The sequence below is a fragment of the Microvirga guangxiensis genome (genome assembly GCF_900102135.1).
Lineage (GTDB): Bacteria > Pseudomonadota > Alphaproteobacteria > Rhizobiales > Beijerinckiaceae > Microvirga > Microvirga guangxiensis.
In genome coordinates this window covers 102,533-126,504 of the sequence record NZ_FMVJ01000007.1, presented here as the reverse complement: position 1 = coordinate 126,504, position 23,972 = coordinate 102,533, and the positions used below count along the sequence as shown (strand labels likewise).

Sequence of the window (23,972 nt, the reverse complement as noted above, 5' to 3'; positions counted from 1 at the left end):
AGATTTCCCTGATCCGCTTTTGCGGCAGGTTACGCCCGTCGGTGGGCGATGCCCCTTACAAGCATCGCCGCTTTCCAGAGTGCCAGCTCCCTCGCGGTCCTTTGGCCTGAGCGTTTCCGGGGCGGTTGCGCCTTCGGCGCCGGGCGTGTGGCCCGGTCTCTTCCGCGGGGATCATCGGCTGACATAAGCTCTGAAGAGGAAATATGATCCTGTCAACAAAACAGGGTGCCGCAACTCTCATCTCCCCGTCTTAATTGACGGCAGCGCTTCGAACCCCCATGTTAGGGCATCATCCACAGAAGGGGGAAAGCGCGGCCTGATCCGGTCGGCAGCTCCTGACATCGTTGCTCGAACTGGTCATCGCTCTTGCTCTCGTCGCCCTGAACGGCGTTTTCGCGCTTTCAGAACTCGCTATCGTGTCCGCACGCAGGCCCCGCCTCAAGGCCATGGCGGAACAGGGACGCTCCGGCGCCAGCACCGCCCTGACCCTCATGGAGGATTCGGGGCGCTTCCTCTCCACGGTCCAGATCGGCATCACCCTCGTCGGCATCCTGGCCGGCGCCTTCTCGGGCGCGGCTCTCGGCGACCGCCTGTCGCAAATCCTCATGGATCAAGGCATGCCGGAACGAGCGGCGGACCCGCTCGGCTTCGGCATCGTCATCAGCGTCATCACCTATCTCTCCATCGTCATCGGCGAGCTGGTGCCCAAGCAGCTTGCCCTGCGTCATCCGGAAGGCATCGCCTGCACGATGGCTCCGATCATGCTGGTGCTCTCGAAGGTCGCCGCGCCCGCCGTGTGGCTCCTCAATGCCTCGACGCGCCTGATCTTCGGCCTTTTCGGCACGCCCTCGGGCGATGAAACGACCGTGACCGAAGAGGAGATCAAGATGCTCGTCGGCGAGGCCGAGAGCGCAGGCGTGATCGAGGAGCAGGAACGGCGCATGATCTCCGGCGTCCTGCGCCTCGGCGACCGGACGGTCCGCGGCCTCATGACCCCGCGCACGGATGTGGACTGGATCGATGTCGAGGACGATGCGGAGACCATCCGCGCCCTCCTGCTGGAGACCCCTCACTCTCGCCTGCCGGTCAGCGATGGCTCGCCGGACAACATCATCGGCGTGGTCCAGTCGCGCGCGCTTCTGGCGGCCCTGCTGTCGGGCCAGCCCCTGGACATCCGAAGCCAGGTTCAGAGCGCGCCGGTGATCCCGGACACTCTCTACGCCTTGGACGCGCTGGCGACCTTGCGCGACTCGGAGGTGCCCATGGCGCTCGTCCATGACGAGTACGGGCATTTCGAAGGTGTCGTGACCCCGGCCGACGCGCTGGAGGCCATCGTCGGAGCCTTCCGTTCCGACGGCGAGGCGCCGGAGCCCGACGCCGTCCGCCGCGAGGACGGCTCCTGGCTGCTCGCGGGCTCCATGCCCGTCGATGAAATGGCGGATGTCCTCGGGATCACCCTTCCCGAGCCGCGCAGCTATCATACGGTCGGCGGGCTGGTGATCAGCGAATTGCAGCGCCTGCCGAACACGGGCGAGTCCGTCGACGTGCTCGGATGGCGCCTGGAGGTGATCGACCTGGACGAGCGCCGGATCGACAAGGTGCTCGCCATGCCCCTGAACCAGAGAGTGGGCTCACCCACCCTCTCCTGAGGTCAGCCTTGGTAAAGGCATTGCCTGGCGGTCGGCGATCCAGCGCCGATCGTTTCGCGCTTATCCGACTTCCATATGAGCTGTGACCGACCCCTTGTAGGTCGTCGGAAGACGTCCCCATAAGCGAAAGGCCCGGCGAGACCGGGCCTTTATCTGAAAACGGTTTTCTGTCGGCCCTAGCCCCGGCGTCCGGCCCGGCCTCCAAGACCCACTTCGATCTCGAAATCGTTGGCTTGGCTTGCAGGCACCAGGATGTTGTCCTCGACCACGGTGACGGTCGTCTGCGCGCTTCCGGCCGGAATGGCCGCCACGGCGCTGCGGCTGCGGTTGGCGATCACGCCCGAGCGGCTCTTCACCACGATCTGGACCGGGACGTTGTAGCGCCCTGCTCCGCCTCCTGCGCCCAGGAGCGCGCGGGCTTCCACACCCACCTTCACCAGGGTGGAGCCGTCAGGCTGGCCGACGCATTCGCGGGCAAGGTTGCTGATGGCGATCTGGCTCCGCAGGGCCGATGCGTCGCCGGCGCGGCCGCCGGCATAGCCCTGAATGGCGGACCCGCCCTCGAAGACCGTCACCGGCGGGCAGTATACGTCGCTCGTGGGCGTGGCCTGGACCGGAGGAAGCGTGGCGCCGCCCGTCAGCAGCATCTCGCCGATGCCCATGCCGCCGCTCTCGCCGGACCCGGCGCATCCGGCCAGAACCGACACGGCCAGAACCGTCAGCGCCGCACCGGCCTTCGCACTCAAACCCTTAGCCATCGAATCCCCCGGCTTGCTTCTTTAAGCCCTTACGGAAGCGCATCGTAACCGGCCGCGAATCCATTCAGCGACACGGGAATGCCGATGCCCTCCTCGGGCGTCTGGAACACGATGAAGGTGGCGGATTGCCCAGTCTTCATCTGATTGATGAGATTATCTTCCATGACAACCTCGGCAACGCAACCCGTTGCGAGGCAACGCACGAATCCAGCCCTGCCGATATCCGTCTGGTCGATCTTGAGACCGAGGCCGGACGGCAGGAGAATACCCAGGGGCGCGACGACGCGAAGAAGTCGGCTTTTGGCGTCGGCGGTTTTCAACACAATAATCACGAGGGTGACGTTCGGACGGTCCTCGGCCACCACGTTCTGAACGAGAGCGCATTGTTCGGCGGTCGCCCCCGCAGGAGTTTCGCAACGCATCTGCCAATCGCCATAGGTGTTCTTCACCATGCCCTGGGCATGGGCGGCGCCGGCAGCGGCCAAGGCAGAAAGCCCCAGAAATGCCGCCGTCCCAAAGCGGACCCAACGTGATACGCCCATCGGTCTCTCCTTCTTGAGTCCTCGTTCCAAGGGCGGCGGCTCCGCCGCTCCGACCCAAATCTTTGGCCGTTGGGACCATGGCAGGGGCCATAATGTCAAGCGAGAGAAGGATAAGGTGGGGATCACAACCGGTTTCGGCGGTTATGACGCATAAATTGCGACCACAGAACCGTTGCGCTTCGGCGCGTCCTGTGGTCTTTGGCACAAATCTAAAGTGACGGCGCAAGCTGGGCGCCGCTATTCGCACGCCCATGCTGTCCCTTTATGCTTTCGTGGCCGCCCGGCCACCGTATCTTTTAGGAGCTTTGGAACGCCGATGCGGATCGAGAATGCACGTCGATCGGTGACCGCCCTCTCCACGGCAGCGGTCGCACTTGTGTTGGGCATAAGTGAGGCATGGGCCGCAGCCGGCCGGCCCTCCCCCTGGGAAATGGGCATGCAGGAGATGGTGACCGAGTTGGGGCAGAGCGCCTCCGACTTCCACACCTACCTGGTCTGGCTGATTGCCGCGATCTGCCTGCTCGTGCTGGCGTTGCTCCTGGTGATCATCGCCCGCTTCAACGAGCGGAAGAATCCGGTTCCCTCCCGGACCACGCACAACACCCTGCTTGAAGTGGCCTGGACCATCGTTCCGGTGCTGATCCTGGTGGCCGTCGCCATCCCGTCCTTCCGCCTCCTGCGCCAGCAGCTGGTTCCGCCGCAGGCGGACGTGGTGATCAAGGCCACGGGCTATTCCTGGTACTGGGGCTACGAGTACCCAGAGGATCAGGGCGGCTTCAAGTTCGACTCGAACATGGTCACCGATGAGGCGGCCCTGAAGCCCGACCAGCCGCGCCTGCTCGGTGCCGACAACGCCATGGTCGTGCCCGTCGGCAAGGTCGTGCGCGTCCAGGTCACCTCGGCCGACGTGATCCATGCCTTCGCCGTTCCGTCCTTCTTCATCAAGGTCGACGCCGTTCCCGGACGCCTGAACGAGACTTGGTTCAAGGCCGAGAAGGAAGGCGTTTATTACGGCCAGTGCTCTGAACTCTGCGGCAACGGTCACCCCTACATGCCGATCGAGGTCCGCGTCGTGAGCGAGCAGCAATATGCCGCTTGGCTCGCCGAGGCGAAGCAGCGTTATGCTTCCACGGAAGACACGACTCCGGTCAAGTTCGCGAACGCTCAGTAATTTAAAACAAGGACCATAGAGGTCGCATCATGGCACATGCAGTTGATTCCGCTCACGCGGATCACCACGATCATCTTCCTGGCTTCTGGCGCCGCTGGTTCTACTCCACGAACCACAAGGATATCGGCACCCTCTACCTCATCTTCGGCTTCATGGCCGGCATTATCGGCGGCATTCTGTCCATCGCCATGCGTCTGGAACTCCAGGAGCCCGGCCTGCAGTTCTTCGCCAACCCGCAGACGTTCAACGTCTTCGTGACGGGCCACGGCCTCATCATGGTGTTCTTCATGGTGATGCCCACCCTCATCGGCGGCTTCGGCAACTGGTTCATCCCGCTCATGATCGGCGCGCCCGACATGGCCTTCCCGCGGATGAACAACATCTCGTTCTGGCTCCTTGTGGCCGCCTTCGCCCTGATGCTCTGCTCGCTTTTCGTCGAAGGCGCTCCGGGCTCGCTCGGCTTCGGCGGCGGCTGGACGGTGTATCCCCCGCTGTCGACGACGGGACACCCTGGCCCTGCGCTCGATTTCGGCATCCTGGCCCTCCACCTCGCCGGCGCGTCCTCGATCCTGGGCGCGATCAACTTCATCACCACGATCCTCAACATGCGCGCTCCGGGCATGACGCTGCACAAGATGCCGCTGTTCGCCTGGGCCATGCTGGTCACCGCCTTCCTGCTGCTCATCTCGCTGCCGGTTTTGGCGGGTGCAATCACGATGCTGCTGACGGACCGTAACTTCGGCACCACCTTCTTCGAGCCATCGGGCGGCGGCGATCCGATTCTCTACCAGCACCTGTTCTGGTTCTTCGGCCATCCCGAAGTGTACATCATGATCCTGCCGGCTTTCGGCATCGTGTCGCACATCATCTCCACCTTCTCGAAGAAGCCGATCTTCGGTTATCTCGGCATGGCCTACGCCATGGTGGCGATCGGCGTCGTCGGCTTCGTCGTGTGGGCGCACCACATGTACACGGTCGGCCTCTCGCTCCAGACGCAGGCCTATTTCGTGTTCGCCACGATGGTGATCGCGGTGCCCACGGGCATCAAGATCTTCTCGTGGATCGCCACCATGTGGGGCGGCTCCATCCGCTTCACGGCGGCCATGCAGTGGGCCATCGGCTTCGTGTTCCTGTTCACGGTCGGCGGCGTCACCGGCGTCGTGCTCGCGAACGCTCCGGTCGACCGCTACATGCACGACACCTACTACGTGGTGGCTCACTTCCACTACGTGCTGTCGCTCGGCGCCGTGTTCGTGATCTTCGCCGGCATCTACTACTGGTTCCCGAAGATCACCGGCTACATCATGCCGGAATGGATCGGTAAGGTGCACTTCTGGATCGCCTTCATCGGCGCCAACGTGCTGTTCTTCCCGATGCACTTCCTCGGCCTGTCGGGCATGCCGCGCCGCTATGCGGACTACCCGGATGCCTTCGCCGGCTGGAACCTCGTGTCCTCGATCGGCTCCTACATCTTCGGCGCCGGCATCCTCTTCTTCATGTTCGGCGTGGTTTACGCGCTGGTCCGCAAGGAGAAGGCTGGCGACAATCCGTGGGGTGAAGGTGCAACGACGCTGGAATGGACCCTGTCCTCCCCGCCTCCGTTCCACCAGTTCGAGACCCTGCCCCGCATCGTCGATACGGGCCACTAATCAAGCGAGCCGGGCGGCAATCGCCGCCCGTGCTCCTCCCCCGAGGGCTTCGGCGAGCGAAGCCTTCCGGCGAGGAGCTGACATCGAGAGGCGCCTTTTTTAAGCCTCACCCCTTTCAGCATTTCGGAAGAACATTTGGTATGAACACCCTGTCGAACAGTTTGACCAAGCCCCAGAACGAGAGCATCGCCAGCAATGGTCTCTCGCAGGGTGACGTGTCCGACTTCTTCGCTCTCCTTAAGCCGCGGGTCATGTTTCTCGTCGTGTTCACGGCGCTCGTCGGCATGGTCGTCAGCCATCCGGACGTGAACCCGATTCTGGCTTTCATCTCCCTGCTGATGATCGCCGTCGGCGGCGGCGCTTCGGGCTGCCTGAACATGTGGTGGGACGCGGATATCGACGCCGTGATGACCCGCACCCGCAAGCGCCCGATCCCGGCCGGCAAGATCCAGCCCAACGAGGCCCTGGCCTTCGGCCTGACCCTCTCCGCGGGCTCGGTGCTGATCCTCGGTCTCGCCAGCAACTGGCTTGCAGCGGGCCTGCTGGCCTTCACGATCTTCTTCTACGTCGTGATCTACTCCATGTGGCTGAAGCGCTCGACGCCTCAGAACATCGTGATCGGCGGCGCGGCGGGCGCCCTCCCCCCGATCGTCGCGCAGGCCGCCGTGACCGGCTCCGTCGCGTGGGACAGCGTCATTCTGTTCGCCATCATCTTCATGTGGACGCCGCCGCATTTCTGGGCGTTGGCCCTGGTGAAATCGGGCGATTACGAGCGCGCCGGCATCCCAATGATGCCGAATGTCGCCGGTCCGGATTCCACCCGCTTTCAGATTCTTGCCTACACGGTGCTTCTGGCCCCGCTCGGCATGGCCCCGGTCTTCTTCGGCTTCGGCGGCCTCGCCTATGCTGTGGTCGCGCTCATCGGCGGTCTCGGCATGCTGGCGCTCGCGATCCAGGTCTATCGCCTGCGCGAAGGCGAGCCGGCCATGCGGGTGGCCCAGCAGCTCTTCGCCTTCTCGATCCTCTACCTCTTCCTGCTGTTCGCCACGCTTCTCGCGGAGCATGGCTTCGGCTTCTTCCGCCCGGTTCTGGGGTAAGGCGATGACGGATATGAACTCCTATCGTCCCACTCCGGAGGAGCAACTGCGCCGCAAGCGTCGGTCTCGCGCCTTGGGTCTGACGCTCGGCATTCTCTGCCTGATCCTGTTCGCAATTACGATTGCGAAGCTGGGACCTCAGGTCCTGAATCGCCCCATGTGAGACCAGTATGACCGAAGCACCGCACAATCAGCGCAAAATGCAACGCACCGCCTTTACCTGCCTCGGCATCGTCGTAGGCATGGTCGGTCTCGCCTATGCCTCGGTGCCCCTCTACGATCTCTTCTGCAGGGTGACGGGCTTCGACGGCACGCCGATCGTGCGCGACAGCAACACTTCGCAGGTCGTGGACCGCACGATTGCCGTGCGCTTCGACGCCAACGTGGTGCCGAGCCTGGGCTGGCGCTTCTCGCCGGAAAAGCCCGAGGTCAAGGTCAAGCTCGGCGAGACCATGACGGTCTATTACAAGGTCACCAATACGAGCGATAAGCCCGCCACCGGGATCGCGACCTACAACGTGCAGCCGGATTTGGCCGCCACCTACTTCTCGAAGCTCGAATGTTTCTGCTTCACGGAGCAGACCCTGCAGCCGGGGGAAACCCTTGAATCGGCGGTCGTGTTCTATATCGACCCGCGCCTGCTGCAGGATTCCGACGTGAAGAACATCTCTTCCATCACCCTCTCCTACACCTACTTCCCGTCCAAGGCGGGAAAGCCGGTGGCGGAGGTGACATCTTCAACCACATCAACCGTTCAATAAGGAACGTGACAAGCTAGGCTGAAACGTCCTAAAGCGAAGTCACAATCGAGGCACGGAGACGACTAAAATGGCCGAGGCTCACGCCAAGAACCACGACTACCACATTCTTGAACCGAGCCCGTGGCCGCTGATCGGCTCGGTCAGCGCCTTCCTCATGGCTTTCGGATTCGTCACCTGGTGGAAGGACCTCAACATCGCCGGCATGGACATCGGCGCCTTCGTGTTCGGCGCCGGCATCATCGGCGTGCTCTACACCATGATCGCCTGGTGGAGCGACGTGGTGCGCGAAGCCAATACGGGCTCCCATACCCGCGTGGTCCAGCTGCATCACCGCTACGGCATGATCATGTTCATCGCCTCCGAGGTGATGTTCTTCGCCGCATGGTTCTGGGCCTATTTCGATGCGGCCCTCTATGCCGGCGACCCGCAGGTCTTCTCGCGCGTCGAGGCTCTCGGCGGCGTGTGGCCCCCGAAGGGCATCGAGACCTTCGATCCCTGGCACCTGCCCCTGCTCAACACCCTGATCCTGCTCACCTCGGGCACCACGGTCACCTGGGCGCACCATGCGCTCCTGCACAACGACCGTCAGGGCCTCAAGACCGGCCTGTGGCTCACGGTGATCCTCGGCGCGATCTTCAGCTGCGTCCAGGTCTACGAGTACAGCCACGCCACCTTCGGCTTCAGCGGCAACATCTACGGCGCCACCTTCTTCATGGCGACGGGCTTCCACGGCTTCCACGTGCTGATCGGCACGATCTTCCTCGCCGTCTGCCTGCTGCGCGCCTATCGCGGCGACTTCACGCCCAAGCAGCACCTCGGCTTCGAATTCGCCGCATGGTACTGGCACTTCGTGGACGTGGTTTGGCTCTTCCTCTTCGCCGCCATCTACGTGTGGGGCTACGGCGGATATTCAGGCGGACACTAAAGCCGCTCGAGACGGAACCAAGATCAAGGGCGGCTTTCGGGCCGCCCTTCGTTTTTACGCCTCCCCTCCCCATGTGAGCGGAGGCATCTCACGGAGAAGAAACGTGGCCCAGGTCCCGAAGACGTCGTCCCCGATCCTCGCCGGCCTCAAATGCCGATGCCCCCGATGCGGCAAGGGACGTCTCTTCAACGGCTTTCTCACCCTCGCTCCGCGTTGCGAGGTCTGCGGCCTCGACTACTCCTTCGCCGATCCGGCAGACGGCCCGGCCTTCTTCGTGATGATCATCATGGGAATTCCGGCCGCGGGCTTCGGCGTTTGGGTCGAACTTACCTTCGAGCCGCCCCTCTGGGTGCATCTGATCACGACGCTGCCGTTCCTGCTGCTGACCTGCATTCCACCGATCCGCCCGGCCAAAGGCATGCTGGTGGCGAGCCAATATCTCCATAAGGCCGAGGAAGGGCGTTTCCAGAAGTGACCGTCGCCAGCCTCAACAAGGGCCGCTCCCTTCTCATTCCCGGCGTTGCTGCCCTCATCGCCCTGGCGATTCTCCTCAGCCTCGGCACGTGGCAGATGCAGCGCAAGGCCTGGAAGGAAAGCCTGATCCAGCAGATCGAGACCCGCGCCTATGGCGAGCCGGGCGCCATTCTGCCCGAATCGGAATGGGCCCGCTGGCACGCCGACCAGGACGAGTTCCGGAAGGTGCGCGTCACCGGCACCTTCCTGCACGATCTGGAAGCCCACGTTTACGGCCTCGCTCCTGGAACGCGGCAGGGCGCTCCCATCCAGGGCTACTACATCCTCACCCCCTTGAGGCTCGCCACGGGCGGGATCGTGATGATCAATCGTGGCTTCGTGCCGACCGATCTGAAAAACCCGGCCACGCGCCCGCAATCTCAGCCCAGCGGGCAGGTCACGGTCACGGGCCTCGTGCGGGCGCCGGAAGCGCGCAATATCTTCACGCCCAACGACGATCTGGCCCGGAACCTCTGGTTCGCCCGCAATCCCCAGGCAATCGCCGCGGCTCGCGGACTTGAGAGCGTTGCGCCCTTCCTGATCGACGCCGACGCCACGCCCAACCCGGGCGGCTGGCCGCGCGGCGGGCAAACCCCGCTCACGCTGCCCAACAACCACCTGCAATACGCCGTCACCTGGTATGGCATCGCGCTCACCCTCGTGGCCGTCTTCGCAGCCTTCGCCTGGAGGCGTATCAAGGGATGATGCCGCGCCAGAAGCGGCTTGCCGTGACCGGCCCCTGCACCTAATGTCCGGGCGCATTTCCAGGAGATTGACCTTGCTCCATGTCTCGACCCGCGGGGAAGCTCCCGCGCTTGGCTTTTCCGACGCGCTTCTGACCGGCCTTGCCAGGGACGGCGGCCTCTACCTGCCGGAAAAATGGCCGAGCTTGTCGGCGGACACGATCAAGGGCTTTGCCGGACGATCCTATGCGGAGGTGGCGAAGGCCGTGCTCGGCCCGCTGGTGGACGGCGATATTCCGGCCGCCGACCTCAGCCACATGATCGACGAATCCTATGCCTCGTTCCGGCACGACGCGGTCTGTCCGCTGACGCAGCTGGACGACAACCTGTTCCTGCTCGAACTCTTCCACGGCCCGACGCTCGCCTTCAAGGACGTGGCGATGCAGTTGCTCGGCCGCCTCATGGATCATGTGCTGAAAAGCCGTGGCGCGCGCGCCACCATCGTCGGCGCGACATCGGGCGATACGGGCAGCGCAGCGGTCGAGGCCTTCAAGGGCCTCGATCAGGTCGATATCTTCATCCTCTACCCGCATGGCCGCGTGTCGGACGTGCAGCGCCGCCAGATGACGACGGTGGCCTCGCCCAACGTGCATGCGCTGGCCGTCGAAGGCACCTTCGACGATTGCCAGAACATGGTGAAGGCCATGTTCAACCATCGCGGCTTCCGCGACGAGCTGCAGCTGTCGGGCGTGAACTCCATCAATTGGGCCCGCGTGGCGGCGCAGGCGGTGTATTACTTCACCGCAGCGGTCGCCCTCGGCGGACCGCACCGCCCCGTCTCCTTCTCCGTGCCGACCGGCAATTTCGGCGACATTCTCGCCGGTTGGGTCGCCAAGCGCATGGGCCTGCCCATCGAGCGGCTGATGATCGGCACCAATGCCAACGACATTCTCGCGCGCACGCTTCAAAGCGGCGCCTACGAGATGAAGGGCGTCGAGGCCACGACTTCGCCGTCGATGGATATTCAGATTTCCTCGAATTTCGAGCGCCTGCTGTTCGAATCCTATGACCGCAACGGCGAGGCAATCCGACGCCTGATGGCAAGCCTCAACCAGTCGCGTTCCTTCATGATCGAAGCAGGTCCTCTCGCGCGCATCCGCGAGGAGTTCTCGGCTCACGCGGTGAACGAGGCGAGTGTCGCCGACGAGATGGCGCAGACCTATCGCAGCACCGGTTACGTGCTCGATCCGCACAGCGCCGTCGGCACCCGCGCAGCACGCGCGCTTCTGAAGGACAAGCCCGACGTCCCGGTGGTGGCTCTTTCCACCGCGCATCCGGCGAAATTCCCGGATGCGGTCGAGCGCGCCACAGGCGTGCGCCCCGCGCTTCCGCCGCACATGGCCGATCTGATGGAGCGCAATGAGAGCTTCACGGTTCTTCCCAACGATCAGTCTGCGGTCGAGCGCTTCATTCGCGAACGCGCGCGGGCGGTCAAAGGCGCCGCCGCATGAATCAGCATTTCGTCCGCGAGAAGCGCGTCGACATCACGAGGCTTTCCAACGGCCTGACGGTCGCGACCGAGCACATGCCGGAAGTCGCCACCGCCACTCTCGGCGTCTGGGTGGGCACCGGCTCGCGCCATGAGCAGGCGCATGAGCACGGCCTGTCGCATCTGATCGAGCACATGGCCTTCAAGGGCACCGCTCGCCGCTCCGCGCGGCAGATCGCGGAAGACATCGAGAATGTGGGCGGCGACATCAACGCCGCCACCAGCGTCGAATACACGAGCTACACCGCACGCGTTCTCGGCGAGAACGTGGATGTCGCCCTCGACGTGCTCGGCGACATTCTCATCAACTCCGCTTTCGACGAAGCGGAGCTTGCGCGCGAGAAGAGTGTCATCCTGCAGGAATACGCCGCCGTCGAGGATACGCCGGACGACCTGATCTATGACGCGTTCATGGAAACGGCTTTCGCAGGCCAGCCCGTCGGCCGCCCGATCCTCGGCACGCCGGAGACGATCAAGAGCTTCAACGAGGGCACGATCCGCGCCTTCCTGGCCCGAGAATACATTCCATCGAAGATGGTGCTCGCGGCGGCCGGCAACGTGGATCATGCGCAGATCGTCGAAGCGGCCGAGCGCCTCTTCGGCGCCATGCCCGCAGCGGACATTCGCACACCGGAGAACGGACATTACACCGGCGGCGAGCGGCGCATTGCGCGCAAGCTCGAACAGGCCAACATCGTGCTGGGCTTGCCCGGCCTGTCGTTCAAGGATCCCGGCTATTATGCTACGCATCTCTTCGCCCATATCCTCGGCGGAGGCCTCACCTCACGCCTGTGGCATGAGGTGCGCGAGACGCGCGGTCTTGCCTATTCCATCGATTCCTTCCACTGGCCCTTCTCCGATTGCGGCCTTTTCGGCATCGGCGCGGGCACGGCAGGGTCGGATGTGAAGGAACTCACCAAAGTCACCCTCGACTGCATGCGCCAGGCGACCACGGACATCAGCGAGATCGAGATGATCCGCTCCAAGGCGCAGATGAAGGTGGCTCTGCTGACGGCACTGGAAACGCCCGGCGGACGGATCGAGCGCATGGCGCGCCAGCTCCTCTCGTGGGGCCGCATCGTGGAAAGCGACGAGATCGTCAAGAAAGTGGACGCCCTCGACCAGGACCACGTGCGCGAGGCGGGTCGCCTTCTCCTGCAGGGCAATCCCACCGTTGCAGCCATCGGGCCGATCAAGGGCCTGCCCTCTCTCGAGGTCATCACGGCTGGCCTGCGCGGCTGATGAAGCTGGGCAGCCCTCCTCCCCCTTGTGGGGAGGAGTTGGAGGTGGGGGTGTAAGCGCCACTGCTTCAAGACGTGACGCCAACACCCCCACCCTCACCCTCCCCACAAGGGGGAGGGAAACACCCGCCATATTCTTTCCAACCAGATACTGAGGATGAGGCCACAGGCGGTAGGACGCATATCCCCACAACAAGCCCAAAGATGAGGATGAGTGTGGGATAATGCGTCTCTGCGAAAGGCCACATGCCGCTACGTTATGTCCATTTCACCTCAATCCCGCCGCAAAAGGCCTCCATGCGCGTGGTTAACGATAAATAACGAGTCATGCGGACAAGTGGGGGCCTCGGGAGGCTTCGGCTTGCCCTCAAGCTCCCTGACCGGTACCAATCTGCCTTCGACTTTTGGACCGGACGAAAGAACCGAAGCGGTGCGGATCGTATCTTTCGCCATAGCCTTCCTTCTGGTGGCATTCATGGGACTGGCCCTGCCGACGACCGGCTGGGCGGTGGAATCCGTGCGTGTCGACCCCAAGATGAAGGCCATCGACCTCACGCAGGCCATCGAGCGCTACAAATCCGATGGCGATGAAATCCGCATCTCCACGGCCCCGGGCCGCGACGGCATCGTTCGCCGCATCGCCGTGAAGGCGCGCGAGGCAGGCACCCGGCCGGATTGGATCGTCTTCGCGCTCACCAACGATACCGACGAGCAGGTGGACCGTCTTCTGGTCGCCCCGCATTTCCGGCTCACCGGATCGGGCGTGATCTGGCCGGACCTCGGAGCCTCGCGGATCGCGGCCATCACGGCGAGCCAAGGCATCCGGCCCGAGCGCGACGACAGCCCCGACGCGGACGTCTTCCTCATCACGCTCGATCCCGGCACCACCGTCACCTTCGTGGCCGAGCTTCGCACCGACAACCTGCCTCAACTCCATCTCTGGGATGGGGCTGCCTATAAGGAGCGCGTGAACGGGCTGACGCTCTATAAGGGCATCATCATCGGCATCGCGGGCCTGCTGGCCCTGTTCCTGACCATCGTGTTCGTGGTGAAGGGCGCTCTCATCTTCCCGGCGGCCGCAGCCCTGGCTTGGGCGGTGCTCGCCTATGCCAGCATCGATTTCGGTTTCTTCCAGCGCGTGTTCCCGATCTCCGAGGTCACGGAACAGATCTATCGCGCTGGCGCGGAAGCGGTGCTCGCGGCCACCCTGCTCGTGTTCCTCTTCGCCTATCTCAACCTGAACCGCTGGCACGTCCGCTACAGCCACGTGACGGCGTTCTGGCTCGCCTTCCTCGGCGCGCTGCTGCTGCTTGCCGTCGTCGATGCCTCGGTGGCCTCCGGCGTGGCGCGCATGTCGATCGCGGCCGTTGCCGGAATCGGCTTCATCCTCGTGATCCACCTCGCGACGCATGGCTATGACCGTGCCATCATGCTGGTGCCTACCTGGCTTCTGCTGATCGCGTGGACGGTGGCTGCGAGCTTCACGGTCCTCGGCCAGCTCGCTTCCGATCTCGTGCCTCCTGCCCTCGTCGGCGGCCTCGTGCTGATCGTCATGCTCATCGGCTTCACCGTGATGCAGCATGCCTTCGCCGGCGGCGGTTTCGCGCGCGGCTTCGTCAACGACACCGAGCGGCGTGCGCTGGCGCTGGCCGGCGCGGGCGACATCGTGTTCGACTGGGACGTGGTGTCCGACAATATCTTCGTGAGCCCGGAGATCGAGCATCAGCTTGGACTGAAGCGCGGCACCCTCGAAGGGCCCGCCTCCGCATGGCTCGACCTGATCCACCCCTTCGACAAGGATCGCTACCGCCTTGCGCTCGACACGGTGATCGAGCAGCGCCGCGGCCGCCTCGTGCAGGATTTCCGCCTGCGCTCGGCCTCGAATGCGCATCACTGGTTCCGCCTGAAGGCGCGTCCGGTGATCGGCTCGGACGGCGAGGTCATCCGCATCGTCGGCACGCTGGCCGATGTGACCACCAGCAAGAACGCCGAGGAACGCCTGCTGCACGATGCCGTGCACGACAACCTCACGAGCCTGCCGAACCGCCAGCTCTTCTACGATCGTCTGGAAGCGGCGCTGACCTTCGCAAGCCAGGACGATGCCTTACGCCCGACCGTGCTCGTGATCGACATCGACAAGTTCAAGGAATCGAACGAGCAATCCGGCTATGCCGCAGGCGACTCGATCCTGCTCACTCTCTCGCGCCGCCTCGGCCGCCTCCTGAAGCCGCAGGATACGCTCGCGCGCATCTCGGGCGACGAATTCGCGATCATTCTCCTCTCCGAGCGCGAGACCGACCGCATCATCGCCTTCGCCGACATGGTCCGGCGCATCGTGACCACGCCGGTCACCTACGCCGAGCGCGAGATCTTCCTCACCGCCTCCATCGGCATCGCCCTGCACGATCCCCAGATCGCGGCCCGTCGCGAAGAGGTTCTGCGTAACGCCGAGATCGCCATGGCGCATGCGCGCCGTCACGGCGGCGACCGCATCGAGGTGTTCCGCCCCACCATGCGCTCGGACCGCAGCGACCATTTCACCATGGAAAGCGATCTGCGCCATGCGCTGGACCGCAGCGAGATGAAGGTTCTGTTCAAGCCCATCGTGCGCCTCGAAGACCGCACCATCGCCGGTTTCGAATCGATGCTGCGCTGGGATCACCCGCGCCTGGGCCGCATCTCGCCCGACGACTTCATGTCGATTGCCGAGGAGACCGGCCTCATCGTCAAGCTCAGCGTATTCCTGCTGGAGCAGACGGCGCGGGAACTCGCCATCTGGCAGAATGCGCTCGAGGTCGAGCCGCCGATCTTCGCCAGCGTGAATATGTCGAGCCACCACCTCCTGCGCCACGATCTGCTGCAGGAAGTGAAGACCGTGATCGCGCGCACACGCGTTCTGCCCGGCTCGCTCAAGATCGAGATGACGGAAAGTCTCGTGATGGAGAATCCGGAATACTCCGCCCAGATGCTGGCGCGCCTGCGCGATCTCGGCGCCGGGCTCTCGCTCGACGATTTCGGCACGGGCTATTCAGCCCTCTCCTATCTGCTGCGCTTCCCGTTCGACACGCTCAAGGTGGACGAGTCGTTCGTTCGCCAGATGGCGTCGGGCAATCCGGTCATCCTGCGCTCCATCATCAAGATGGCGCACGAACTCGGTATGGAGATCGTCGCGGAAGGCGCGGAAAGCGAGTCGGAAGCCATTGAGCTCTACCAGCTCGGCTGCGAATATGCGCAGGGCCCCGTTTTCGGCGAGCCGATGTCGGTGATGCAGGCCCGTCAGCTCGTAGGCGCGACCAGCACCGAGGCTGCGTAAGACCTCAGGCGTGGCCCGCTTCCATGGAGAGCATGGCAGGTTCGATGCCAATCCGGCGCAGGGCCATCTCGTAGCGGATATCGGCAGGCGTGCTGAAGATCAGTTCGGCATCGGCGGGACAGTTCAGCCAGCCATTGGACTGAAGCTCGAGTTCGAGCTGACCCGCGCCCCAGCCCGCATAGCCGAGCGCGAGCACCGCAGCCCGGGGGCCGCGCCCCTGGGCGATGGCGCGCAGGATGTCGATGGTCGCGGTCAAGCACACCCCGTCGTCGATGGGCAGCGTCGACTGGGCGATGTGAAAATCGGGCGAATGCAACACGAAGCCACGGCTCGTCTCCACCGGGCCGCCGATGAGAACCTGCATGCGGCCCACCTGCTCCGGCAGATGAATGCGGTCCAGTTCGGGCACGATCTCGAGTTGGACCAGAAGGTCCGTCATGTTCACGTTTGCGGCAGGACGGTTGAGAATGATGCCCATGGCCCCTTCCGGGGAATGGGCGCAGACATAGATCACCGCGCGCGAGAAGCGCTCGTCCGACATACCGGGCATTGCCACAAGCAGCTGCCCGTCAAGATACGGGGAGCCGGCGCCGTAAGGATCTAGCTGGAAGCTCATGTCTCGAAATCTGCCTTAATGGGCCAGCAAAACCCGATCACGGGATCGTGGATGGCAGACCCGAATAGAAAACGCATAAAGGAAGCGCCTCAGGGAGGCGTCAGTTCCATGACATCGACATTACGCATCGCCGCATCCGCCTTTTTTGTGAGCCTGTCCTGTTTCTCCGCATTTGGACAGCCTGCTCCCGCGTCACCCTCGGCGCAGGGGTTTCACTCGCAGGTGCGGCTGCTGTCGGGCGGGAGGCAGGGGGAGAACTGGCTCTCCGGCGTCCAGATCACTCTCGATGAGGGCTTCAAGACCTATTGGCGCAACCCCGGCGAATCGGGACTGCCGCCCAGCTTCGACTGGTCGGCCTCCGAGAACGTGGAATCCGTGGAGGTGCAATGGCCGGCCCCCAAGCGCCATGAGGATGCGGCGGGCGTGGCCTATGTCTACAGCCACGAGGTCGTCCTGCCGGTCGTGGTGAAGCCCAAGGCCGCCGACAAGCCGGTCAAGCTGGCGCTCGTCGTCGATTACGGCGTCTGCAAGGATATCTGCATCCCGGCCCATGCGGATCTGAGCATGGGCCTCACCGAGGCCGGTCCCCAGCGCGCGGCGATCGAGACGTTCATGGCCAAGGTTCCACGGCGGCAGGCCGTGGGAGCGCAGGGCGAACTCACCGTTCTGTCCGTGCAGCCCCGGAACGGCGCCAAGCCGGAACTGTCCGTCTCCGTCCTGGCTCCATCCGGGGAGAAGCCTGCTCTCTTCGCCGAGGCTCCCGACAATTGGTATGTCTCGAGTTCCACGGCCGACGCGGACAATCGCTTCACCGTGACGGTGGAGGAGAAACCCAAGGATGCATCGGGCCCGGTTCCCCTCACCCTCACGCTGGTTGCTGGAGACAAGGCCATCGAGACGCAAGTGAGCCTCGACGCCGGCAATTCGCCGCGCTAGTGAAGGCCATGGATTCCTAACGCATCAGCTCTGGAGAAAAGTGCATGGCCATTCAGGTTGGAGAACGCCTCCCCCAGGTCACATTCCGCGTCATGACCGCCGACGGTCCGGTCGCCAAGACGACGGACGACCTCTTCAAGGGGCGCAAGGTGGTGCTCGTGGCGGTTCCCGGCGCGTTCACCCCCACCTGCCACCGCAACCACCTGCCCGGCTACGTGCAGCGCGCGGAAGAGATCAAGGCGAAGGGCGTGGATTCGATCCTGGTCACCGCCGTCAACGACGTCTTCGTCATGGATGCCTGGGCCAAGTCCTCGGGCGCTGAAGGCATCGACTTCCTGTCGGACGGCAATGGCGATTTCGCCAAGGCGATCAAGCTCACCATGGACGGAACCGGCTTCGGCCTCGGCATCCGCTCGCAGCGCTACTCCATGGTGGTAGAAGACGGCGTCGTGAAGGCGATCAACATCGAAGACACCCCGTCCAAGGCTCAGGTGTCGGGCGCCGACAACATCCTGAAGGATCTCTGATCCTTTCACACCGTCGAACATATGAAGCCCCTGCCCGCTCGATGCCGGCAGGGGCTTTTTCGTCGATGCTCTATGCGCGTCTTTTCTTGAAAGGCTGCATGGCGGAAACCGCCAGCTCGTCGACGCGGATGTTGATGGGATCGTCCGCGTGTCCCTTCACCCAGTGCCAGGCGACATCGTGCCGGGACGCGGCCTCATCGAGCTCGCGCCAGAGGTCCTCGTTCTTCACGGGCTTGTTGTCGGCGGTGCGCCATCCTCGGCGCTTCCAGTTGTGCATCCATTGCGTGATGCCCTGGCGCACATATTGGGAATCCGTGAACAGGTCCACCGCGCAGGGGCGCTTGAGGGCGTTGAGGCCCTCGATGGCCGCGCGGATCTCCATGCGGTTGTTGGTGGTGTGAGGCTCGCCGCCGGACACCTCCTTCTCGCTGCCCTTGAAGAACAGGATCGCGGCCCATCCGCCCGGTCCGGGATTTCCCGAGCAGGCGCCGTCGGTATAGATCAGGATGCGTTCAGAACCGCTCATGCTTCGAGTCCATATTCGCGGGCGTTCCTTACATGGCGGTGGAAGTGGAGCTTGCGGTCGTATTCCAGCGGGTCCTTCGGCTTCACGAGCGCGCCCGGCGGCACATTGAGCCAATCCACGAGGCGGGTGAGCATGAAGCGCATGGCGGAACCCCGGCACAGCACCGGCAGGGCCTCGATCTCCTGCGCCGTGAGCGGGCGGACGGCCTGATAGCCCGCGAGCAGCGCCTGGCCCTTCGTGAGGTTGAAGGACCCATCCTGCTCGAAGCACCAGGCATTGAGGCAGATGGCGACGTCGTAGGCGAAGGCGTCCGTGCAGGCGAAATAGAAGTCGATCAGCCCCGACACCTCGGAGCCGATGAAGAACACGTTGTCCGTGAACAGATCGGCATGGATGATGCCCGTGGGCAGGCCCTTGGGCCATGCATCCTGCAGATAGGCGAGTTCACGCCGCGTGCGCTCCGCCAATCCGCCGGAGACGGTATCGGCCTGAGCTTCCGCGAGACCGAAAAGCGGCGCCCAGGCATCGAGCGACAGGGCGTTCGGCCGGTCCATCGCGAAATCCTGGCCGGCGAGGTGCAGCTGCGCCAGCGCCCCGCCCAGAGCCCCGCAATGCTTGGCCGTGGGACGGCGGACGGCGATGCCGTCGAGGAACGTGATGATGACGGCGGGGCGCCCGGCCACGCGGCCCAGGGGCTGTCCCTGGCGGTTGTTGACCGGCAGCGGGCAGTTCAGGCCCTTGTTGGCGAGATGCTGCATGAGCCCGAGGAAGAACGGCAGGTCCGCTTCCCTCACCCGCTTCTCGTACAGCGTGAGGATGTAGGAGCCCTCTGTCGTGTGGAGGAAATAATTGGTGTTCTCCACACCCTCGGCGATGCCCTTGTAGGAAAGAACCGTGCCGATGTCGTAGGTTGCGAGGAAGCCTTCGAGCTCCTCGTCGCTGACTTCCGTATAGACTGCCACCTTTTACTCCGCCGCCTGCTCACGCAACTCGCGCGGCAAAGGAAAGAATACGCTCTCGTCCGCCGTCGACACGCTCTCCACCGACACCTCGTAGCGCTCGGCGAAGGCGTCGATGATTTCTTCCACCAGGATTTCCGGCGCGGAGGCTCCAGCGGTGATGCCCAGCCTGCGGATGTTTCCGAACAGCGACCAGTCGATATCCTCGGCGCGCAGGATCAGGCGCACCAGAGCGCAGCCTTCCCGCTCGGCCACTTCGCGCAGGCGCTGCGAGTTGGAGGAATTGGGCGAGCCCACCACGATCATCGCATCGACCTGGGGCGCCACGCGCTTGACCGCGCCCTGGCGATTGGTGGTGGCGTAGCAGATGTCTTCCTTGTGCGGGCCGACGATGGACGGGAAGCGCGCCTTCAGGGCTTCCACCATGTCCTGCGTGTCGTCGACGGACAGGGTCGTCTGGGTCACGAAGGCCAGGTTCTCGGGATCGGCAGGCTGAAGGCGGGCGATATCGTCCACGGTCTCCACGAGGGTGACGGCCCCTTCCGGAAGCTGCCCCATGGTGCCGATCACCTCCGGATGGCCCACATGGCCGATCAGGATGATGTGACGGTCCCGCTTGTGGTGCACCTGCGCCTCCCGATGGACCTTGGTCACCAGGGGGCAGGTGGCGTCGATGGCGAAGAAATTGCGGGCCTCGGCGGCCTCCGGCACGGATTTCGGCACGCCATGGGCCGAGAAGATGACGGGGGCCTTCGTGTCCGGGATCTCGTCGAGCTCCCGCACGAAAACCGCCCCTTTCCGCTTCAGATTTTCCACCACGTATTTGTTGTGCACGATCTCGTGGCGCACATAGACCGGCGCGCCATGGATCGTCAGCGCCTTCTCGACAGCGTCGATGGCGCGGACAACCCCGGCGCAGAAGCCGCGCGGGGCGCAAAGCAGAATGTCGAGGGGTGGCTTCGTCATGATCCCGCGATGTGGCGAGACGAGGGGCCTCCTGTCAAGCGGGAGCGACCGTTATTCGCGGTTCGAGCCAGCTGCGCATCGTTCACCAAGCGCAGCCCGACAGTGTCATTCCCGGCCGGAGCGCAGCGGAGGGGAAGTGAATTCATAGCGCCGCGGTTGATCGTGGATCCCCTTCCCTCGCTGACGCTCGCCGGGGATGACATCACCGGTTCAGCCCCTCGCCCGGTCAACTCCCCGCAAGGAAGAGAATAGCCGCAGAATGCCCTAAGAAACACTCGCCCTGCGGGACAAGACTCCCTAGAAAGGGTACACCGCTCACCGGATTCCGATCGCCCGATGGCCAGCGCAGCCTCCCATGTCAGCTTTCTCCCACCCATCCTGACCTTCTGCGGGGCGGCGGTCATTGCCGTGCCCCTCTTCCGCCTCATCGGCCTCTCTGCCGTGCTTGGCTATCTGGCGGCGGGCATCGCCATCGGCCCCTCCGGCCTGAGCCTTGTCGGCGATCCCCAGACCATTGCCACGGTCGCGGAGCTCGGCGTCGTCCTGCTGCTCTTCATCATCGGGCTGGAGCTGAAGCTCTCCCACCTCTGGTCCATGAAGCGGGACATCTTCGGATTGGGCTTGGCCCAAATGGCCCTCACCGCCCTCTGCCTCGGCGGCGCATCGCTGGCCGTGGGCCTGAGCCCCAACGCGGCCTTCGTCATCGGCATCGCGATGGCGCTCTCGGCCACCGCCATCGCCCTTCAGATGCTGGGGGAGCGCAACGATCTGCAGACCCCCTATGGACAGCGCTCCTTCGCCATTCTGCTGTTCCAGGATCTCTCGGTCGTTCCCGTTCTCGCCATTCTGCCCCTCCTGGCTTCCGGCATGGCCGTCGAGAACGGCTCGATAGTCGACAGGCTTCTGGTGACAGCCGAAGCTCTTGCGGCCATCGCAGCGGTGGTTCTGGTCGGCCGCTATGGGCTCAACCCATTCTTTCGCATCCTGGCGCGCACCGGTTCACGCGAGGTGATGACGGCGTCAGCGCTGCTCGTGGTGCTGGGTGCTGCCCTGCTCATGGAGGAAGTCGGTCTCTCCATGGCCATGGGCGCGTTCCTGGCCGGCCTGCTGCTCGCCGAGTCGAATTTCCGCCACCAGCTCGAGGCCGATATCGAGCCCTTTCGCGGAATGCTGCTCGGCCTGTTCTTCATGAGCGTCGGCATGTCCATCGATCTCGCCCTTGTCCGCGAGCAATGGATGCTGCTGGCTGTTGCCGCTCCGGTCGTGATCCTCGGAAAGACCTTGTTGATCACGGTTCTTTCCCGCTTCTTCGGAGCCACATGGCGCGAGGGCCTGCGCTCAGGCACGCTTCTTTGCACCGCGGGCGAGTTCGCCTTCGTGCTCCTGCCTGTCGCCCTGAGCGCCGGATTGATGCTTCCCAAGGACGTGCAGATCGTCACTGCGCTTGCCGCCATTACCATGCTGCTCGGCCCGATTTTCTCGACCCTGGTCGAGAAGGCCCTGCTCTCCCGCCCCGAACGTGCGGATGAGCATGGCGAGGATGATCTTCCCGGACAGGAAGGCGAGCTCTCGAGCCGTGTTCTCGTCATCGGTTTCGGACGCTTCGGGCAGATCGTGAACCAGGTTCTGCTGTCTCAGAGCATCAACGCCACCGTCATCGACAACAATGTCGAACGCGTGCGCGATGCGGCCCGCTTCGGCCTCAAGATCTATTACGGGGACGGGACGCGCCTCGACGTCCTGCGTGCCGCCGGCGCGGAGAAGGCAGAGATGATCTGCATCTGCACGAACGATCCGGACACCATCGAGAGGATCGCCGAGATCCTTCACGAGAACTTTCCCAATGCCCGCAGCTTCGTGCGTGCATACGACCGCATTCATGCGGTGAGGCTTCTGAAGATCGGCGTCGACTATCAGCTTCGCGAAACGTTCGAATCCGCCATCGTGTTCGGCCGCTCGGCCCTCGAGGAACTAGGCGTCGACGCGGAGACAGCCGCCAGCTGCGCGCAGGATGTGCGAAAGCGCGATATCGCGCGCCTCTTCCTGCAGAAGGAGATCGGCGCGATGGGTGGCGCGGAACTCGTGGTGGGCGCCAGGATCGAGCCCGAGCCTCTTACCTCTCCGACCGCCAAGGCCAAGGCCTTGAGTCCCGAAACACGGGACATTCTCGGCGAGGGAGTCCTCTGATGGACATCAAGCCTGCAGGATCGTCAGCGGGAACGCATTCCGATACGCCGGTTTTCGTGCAGGGCTCGACCATGCGCCACGTGCTCGTGATGACGGCAACCGGCGGCGCGGGCCTGATCGCCATCTTCATCGTGGATCTGGTGTCGCTGCTCTACATCTCCTGGCTCAACGATCCGAGCATGACGGCGGGCGTCGGCATCGCGACGGTCGTGATGTTCTTCAGCGTTTCCATCAATGTGGGCCTGATGATTCCCATCGGGGCGCTTGTGTCCCGCGCCATGGGTGCGCGCCTCTACGACGATGCGAGACGCCTGGCGACATCAGGCAGCATCATCATGACCGCCATCGGCTTGGGCGTCAGCCTGATCGCTCTGCCGTTCCTCCCGCTGATCCTGGGAGCGATGGGCGCGAGCGGGCGCACCTATCAGATCGCTCACAGCTTTCTCTGGATCGCCCTGCCGACGAATGCCCTCATGGCCGGCGGCATGGCATTCTCCACGATCCTGCGGGCGGCGGGGGATGCCAAGCGCAGCATGTATGCGACGCTCTCGGTCGCCGTCGTCACGGTTCTGCTCGATCCGGTCCTGATCTTCGCCCTGGATCTGAAATCCGATGGCGCCGCGATCACGATCAATATCGCGCGCGTGGCCTATCTCTATGTCGGCTATCTCTATGTGACACGCGCTCACAAGCTGCTTGCCAAGCCCAGCCTCAAATCCATTCTGCGCGATGCGCGGCCCTTCTTCGCAATCGCCGTTCCCGCGATTCTGACCAACCTCGCCGCACCTGCGGCCAATGCCTTCTTCACGGGCATCATGGCGCAGTTCGGCGACGAGGCCATTGCAGCCTCGGCCATCATCGACCGCGTCGTCCCCGTATCCTTCGCAGGCGTTTTTGCGCTCGCGGGAGCCATCGGCCCCGTTCTGGGACAGAACTGGGGCGCCAGACGGTACGACCGCATGAAGCAGACCCTGAAGGATTCGCTGACCTTCATGATCCTCTACATCCTCGGCGTGTGGCTGCTGCTGTTCCTGCTTCAGACGCCGATCGTCATCGCGTTCAATGCACCGCCGCTCACGGCTGAGCTCGTGCGGTTCTTCTGCCAGCTGAGCGGACCGATCTGGCTCTTCGTCAGTCTGGTCTTCGTCGCCAATGCCTCGTTCAACAATCTGGGCTATCCCCTTCTCTCTACCTTCTTCAACTGGGGGCGGGCGACACTCGGCATGATTCCATTCGCTTACTACGGAGCCCAGATCGGCGGGCCGAAGGGCGCGTTGCTCGGGATCGGCGCCGGGTCCATCGTCTTCGGAATTGCGGCCATCATCACTGCGTTCTGGACAATCCGCCGTCTGGAGAGGCAAGCTGTTCCGATCCCGTAAGAAATGGGTGGAACGCACCGGCATT

The 23,972-nt window shown here is 63.9% G+C and carries 22 protein-coding genes and 1 riboswitch; of the genes, 16 read left to right on the top strand and 6 right to left on the bottom strand.

Going from position 1 to position 23,972, the window contains the following annotated elements; all coding sequences use genetic code 11:
• Positions 1 to 84 precede the first annotated feature (84 nt).
• Positions 85 to 175: riboswitch (glycine riboswitch) on the bottom strand.
• A 169-nt stretch (positions 176 to 344) separates the two neighbouring features.
• Positions 345 to 1,649, top strand: a complete 1,305-nt coding sequence (locus BLP10_RS13500; RefSeq protein ID WP_091135327.1) for a hemolysin family protein — start codon at positions 345 to 347, stop codon at positions 1,647 to 1,649.
• 176 nt (positions 1,650 to 1,825) lie between these two features.
• On the opposite strand, the gene BLP10_RS13495 is transcribed toward BLP10_RS13500, so the two are convergent.
• Together BLP10_RS13495 and BLP10_RS13490 are read right to left on the bottom strand one after the other, a co-directional pair.
• Positions 1,826 to 2,407: a hypothetical protein gene (locus tag BLP10_RS13495; RefSeq protein WP_091135326.1), complete on the bottom strand. Its 582-nt coding sequence runs from the start codon at positions 2,405 to 2,407 to the stop codon at positions 1,826 to 1,828.
• Positions 2,408 to 2,436: 29 nt separating this feature from the next.
• Positions 2,437 to 2,949: an invasion associated locus B family protein gene (locus tag BLP10_RS13490; RefSeq protein WP_091135324.1), complete on the bottom strand. Its 513-nt coding sequence runs from the start codon at positions 2,947 to 2,949 to the stop codon at positions 2,437 to 2,439.
• Positions 2,950 to 3,265: 316 nt separating this feature from the next.
• On the opposite strand from BLP10_RS13490, the gene coxB reads away from it, so the two are divergent.
• The 11 genes from coxB to BLP10_RS13440 all read left to right on the top strand — a co-directional run bounded on the left by coxB (position 3,266) and on the right by BLP10_RS13440 (position 15,851).
• Positions 3,266 to 4,120, top strand: a complete 855-nt coding sequence (gene coxB / locus BLP10_RS13485; protein ID WP_091135322.1) for a cytochrome c oxidase subunit II — start codon at positions 3,266 to 3,268, stop codon at positions 4,118 to 4,120.
• A gap of 29 nt (positions 4,121 to 4,149) precedes the next feature.
• Positions 4,150 to 5,769 (top strand): cytochrome c oxidase subunit I, encoded by a 1,620-nt coding sequence (gene ctaD, locus BLP10_RS13480; RefSeq protein ID WP_091135321.1) that lies wholly within the window; start codon positions 4,150 to 4,152, stop codon positions 5,767 to 5,769.
• A gap of 140 nt (positions 5,770 to 5,909) precedes the next feature.
• On the top strand, positions 5,910 to 6,866 hold the full coding sequence (locus tag BLP10_RS13475) for a heme o synthase (RefSeq protein WP_091135319.1): 957 nt from the start codon (positions 5,910 to 5,912) through the stop codon (positions 6,864 to 6,866).
• A 4-nt stretch (positions 6,867 to 6,870) separates the two neighbouring features.
• On the top strand, positions 6,871 to 7,029 hold the full coding sequence (locus BLP10_RS23205) for a hypothetical protein (RefSeq protein WP_175493909.1): 159 nt from the start codon (positions 6,871 to 6,873) through the stop codon (positions 7,027 to 7,029).
• A 7-nt stretch (positions 7,030 to 7,036) separates the two neighbouring features.
• The gene (locus BLP10_RS13470) at positions 7,037 to 7,627 is read left to right on the top strand and encodes a cytochrome c oxidase assembly protein (protein ID WP_091135317.1); all 591 of its coding nucleotides are present in this window, start codon (positions 7,037 to 7,039) and stop codon (positions 7,625 to 7,627) included.
• 67 nt (positions 7,628 to 7,694) lie between these two features.
• Positions 7,695 to 8,552 (top strand): cytochrome c oxidase subunit 3, encoded by an 858-nt coding sequence (locus tag BLP10_RS13465; protein WP_091135315.1) that lies wholly within the window; start codon positions 7,695 to 7,697, stop codon positions 8,550 to 8,552.
• Between the two features lie 103 nt (positions 8,553 to 8,655).
• On the top strand, positions 8,656 to 9,027 hold the full coding sequence (locus BLP10_RS13460; RefSeq protein ID WP_244510522.1) for a DUF983 domain-containing protein: 372 nt from the start codon (positions 8,656 to 8,658) through the stop codon (positions 9,025 to 9,027).
• Entirely contained in the window at positions 9,024 to 9,770 is a 747-nt protein-coding gene (locus BLP10_RS13455; protein ID WP_091135314.1) for an SURF1 family protein, read from the top strand. Before BLP10_RS13460 ends, BLP10_RS13455 begins: the two co-directional genes overlap by 4 nt.
• Before the next feature lie 73 nt (positions 9,771 to 9,843).
• Positions 9,844 to 11,259 carry a threonine synthase gene (gene thrC, locus BLP10_RS13450; RefSeq protein WP_091135311.1) on the top strand — a complete coding sequence of 472 codons (1,416 nt, stop codon included), beginning with the start codon at positions 9,844 to 9,846 and terminating at the stop codon, positions 11,257 to 11,259.
• On the top strand, positions 11,256 to 12,539 hold the full coding sequence (locus BLP10_RS13445; protein WP_091135309.1) for a M16 family metallopeptidase: 1,284 nt from the start codon (positions 11,256 to 11,258) through the stop codon (positions 12,537 to 12,539). The genes thrC and BLP10_RS13445 overlap by 4 nt, the downstream gene beginning before the upstream one ends.
• A 474-nt stretch (positions 12,540 to 13,013) precedes the next feature.
• Positions 13,014 to 15,851, top strand: coding sequence for an EAL domain-containing protein (locus BLP10_RS13440; protein ID WP_244510537.1), 2,838 nt, complete (start codon positions 13,014 to 13,016; stop codon positions 15,849 to 15,851).
• A gap of 4 nt (positions 15,852 to 15,855) precedes the next feature.
• Here BLP10_RS13440 and BLP10_RS13435 read toward each other — a convergent pair whose 3' ends face one another.
• Positions 15,856 to 16,467, bottom strand: a complete 612-nt coding sequence (locus tag BLP10_RS13435; protein ID WP_091135307.1) for a YqgE/AlgH family protein — start codon at positions 16,465 to 16,467, stop codon at positions 15,856 to 15,858.
• 108 nt (positions 16,468 to 16,575) lie between these two features.
• On the opposite strand from BLP10_RS13435, the gene BLP10_RS13430 reads away from it, so the two are divergent.
• Together BLP10_RS13430 and BLP10_RS13425 are read left to right on the top strand one after the other, a co-directional pair.
• Complete coding sequence (locus BLP10_RS13430) at positions 16,576 to 17,403, top strand: protein-disulfide reductase DsbD domain-containing protein (RefSeq protein ID WP_175493908.1); 828 nt, start codon at positions 16,576 to 16,578, stop codon at positions 17,401 to 17,403.
• Positions 17,404 to 17,447: 44 nt separating this feature from the next.
• A complete protein-coding gene (locus BLP10_RS13425; RefSeq protein WP_091135303.1) occupies positions 17,448 to 17,930 on the top strand; it encodes a peroxiredoxin in 483 nt (160 codons plus the stop codon).
• A 70-nt stretch (positions 17,931 to 18,000) separates the two neighbouring features.
• Here the strand turns inward: BLP10_RS13425 and rnhA are convergent, their stop codons facing one another.
• From rnhA to ispH, 3 genes are read right to left on the bottom strand one after another with little or no spacing between them, the layout of a single operon-like run.
• Positions 18,001 to 18,456 (bottom strand): ribonuclease HI, encoded by a 456-nt coding sequence (gene rnhA / locus BLP10_RS13420; protein WP_091135301.1) that lies wholly within the window; start codon positions 18,454 to 18,456, stop codon positions 18,001 to 18,003.
• Positions 18,453 to 19,418: a homoserine kinase gene (locus BLP10_RS13415; RefSeq protein WP_091135299.1), complete on the bottom strand. Its 966-nt coding sequence runs from the start codon at positions 19,416 to 19,418 to the stop codon at positions 18,453 to 18,455. The genes rnhA and BLP10_RS13415 overlap by 4 nt, the downstream gene beginning before the upstream one ends.
• 3 nt (positions 19,419 to 19,421) lie before the next feature.
• Positions 19,422 to 20,381: a 4-hydroxy-3-methylbut-2-enyl diphosphate reductase gene (gene ispH, locus BLP10_RS13410; protein ID WP_091135297.1), complete on the bottom strand. Its 960-nt coding sequence runs from the start codon at positions 20,379 to 20,381 to the stop codon at positions 19,422 to 19,424.
• Between the two features lie 336 nt (positions 20,382 to 20,717).
• On the opposite strand from ispH, the gene BLP10_RS13405 reads away from it, so the two are divergent.
• Positions 20,718 to 22,568: a monovalent cation:proton antiporter-2 (CPA2) family protein gene (locus tag BLP10_RS13405; RefSeq protein ID WP_091135295.1), complete on the top strand. Its 1,851-nt coding sequence runs from the start codon at positions 20,718 to 20,720 to the stop codon at positions 22,566 to 22,568.
• Positions 22,568 to 23,947 carry an MATE family efflux transporter gene (locus tag BLP10_RS13400; protein ID WP_091135294.1) on the top strand — a complete coding sequence of 460 codons (1,380 nt, stop codon included), beginning with the start codon at positions 22,568 to 22,570 and terminating at the stop codon, positions 23,945 to 23,947. The genes BLP10_RS13405 and BLP10_RS13400 overlap by 1 nt, the downstream gene beginning before the upstream one ends.
• Positions 23,948 to 23,972: the final 25 nt, after the last annotated feature.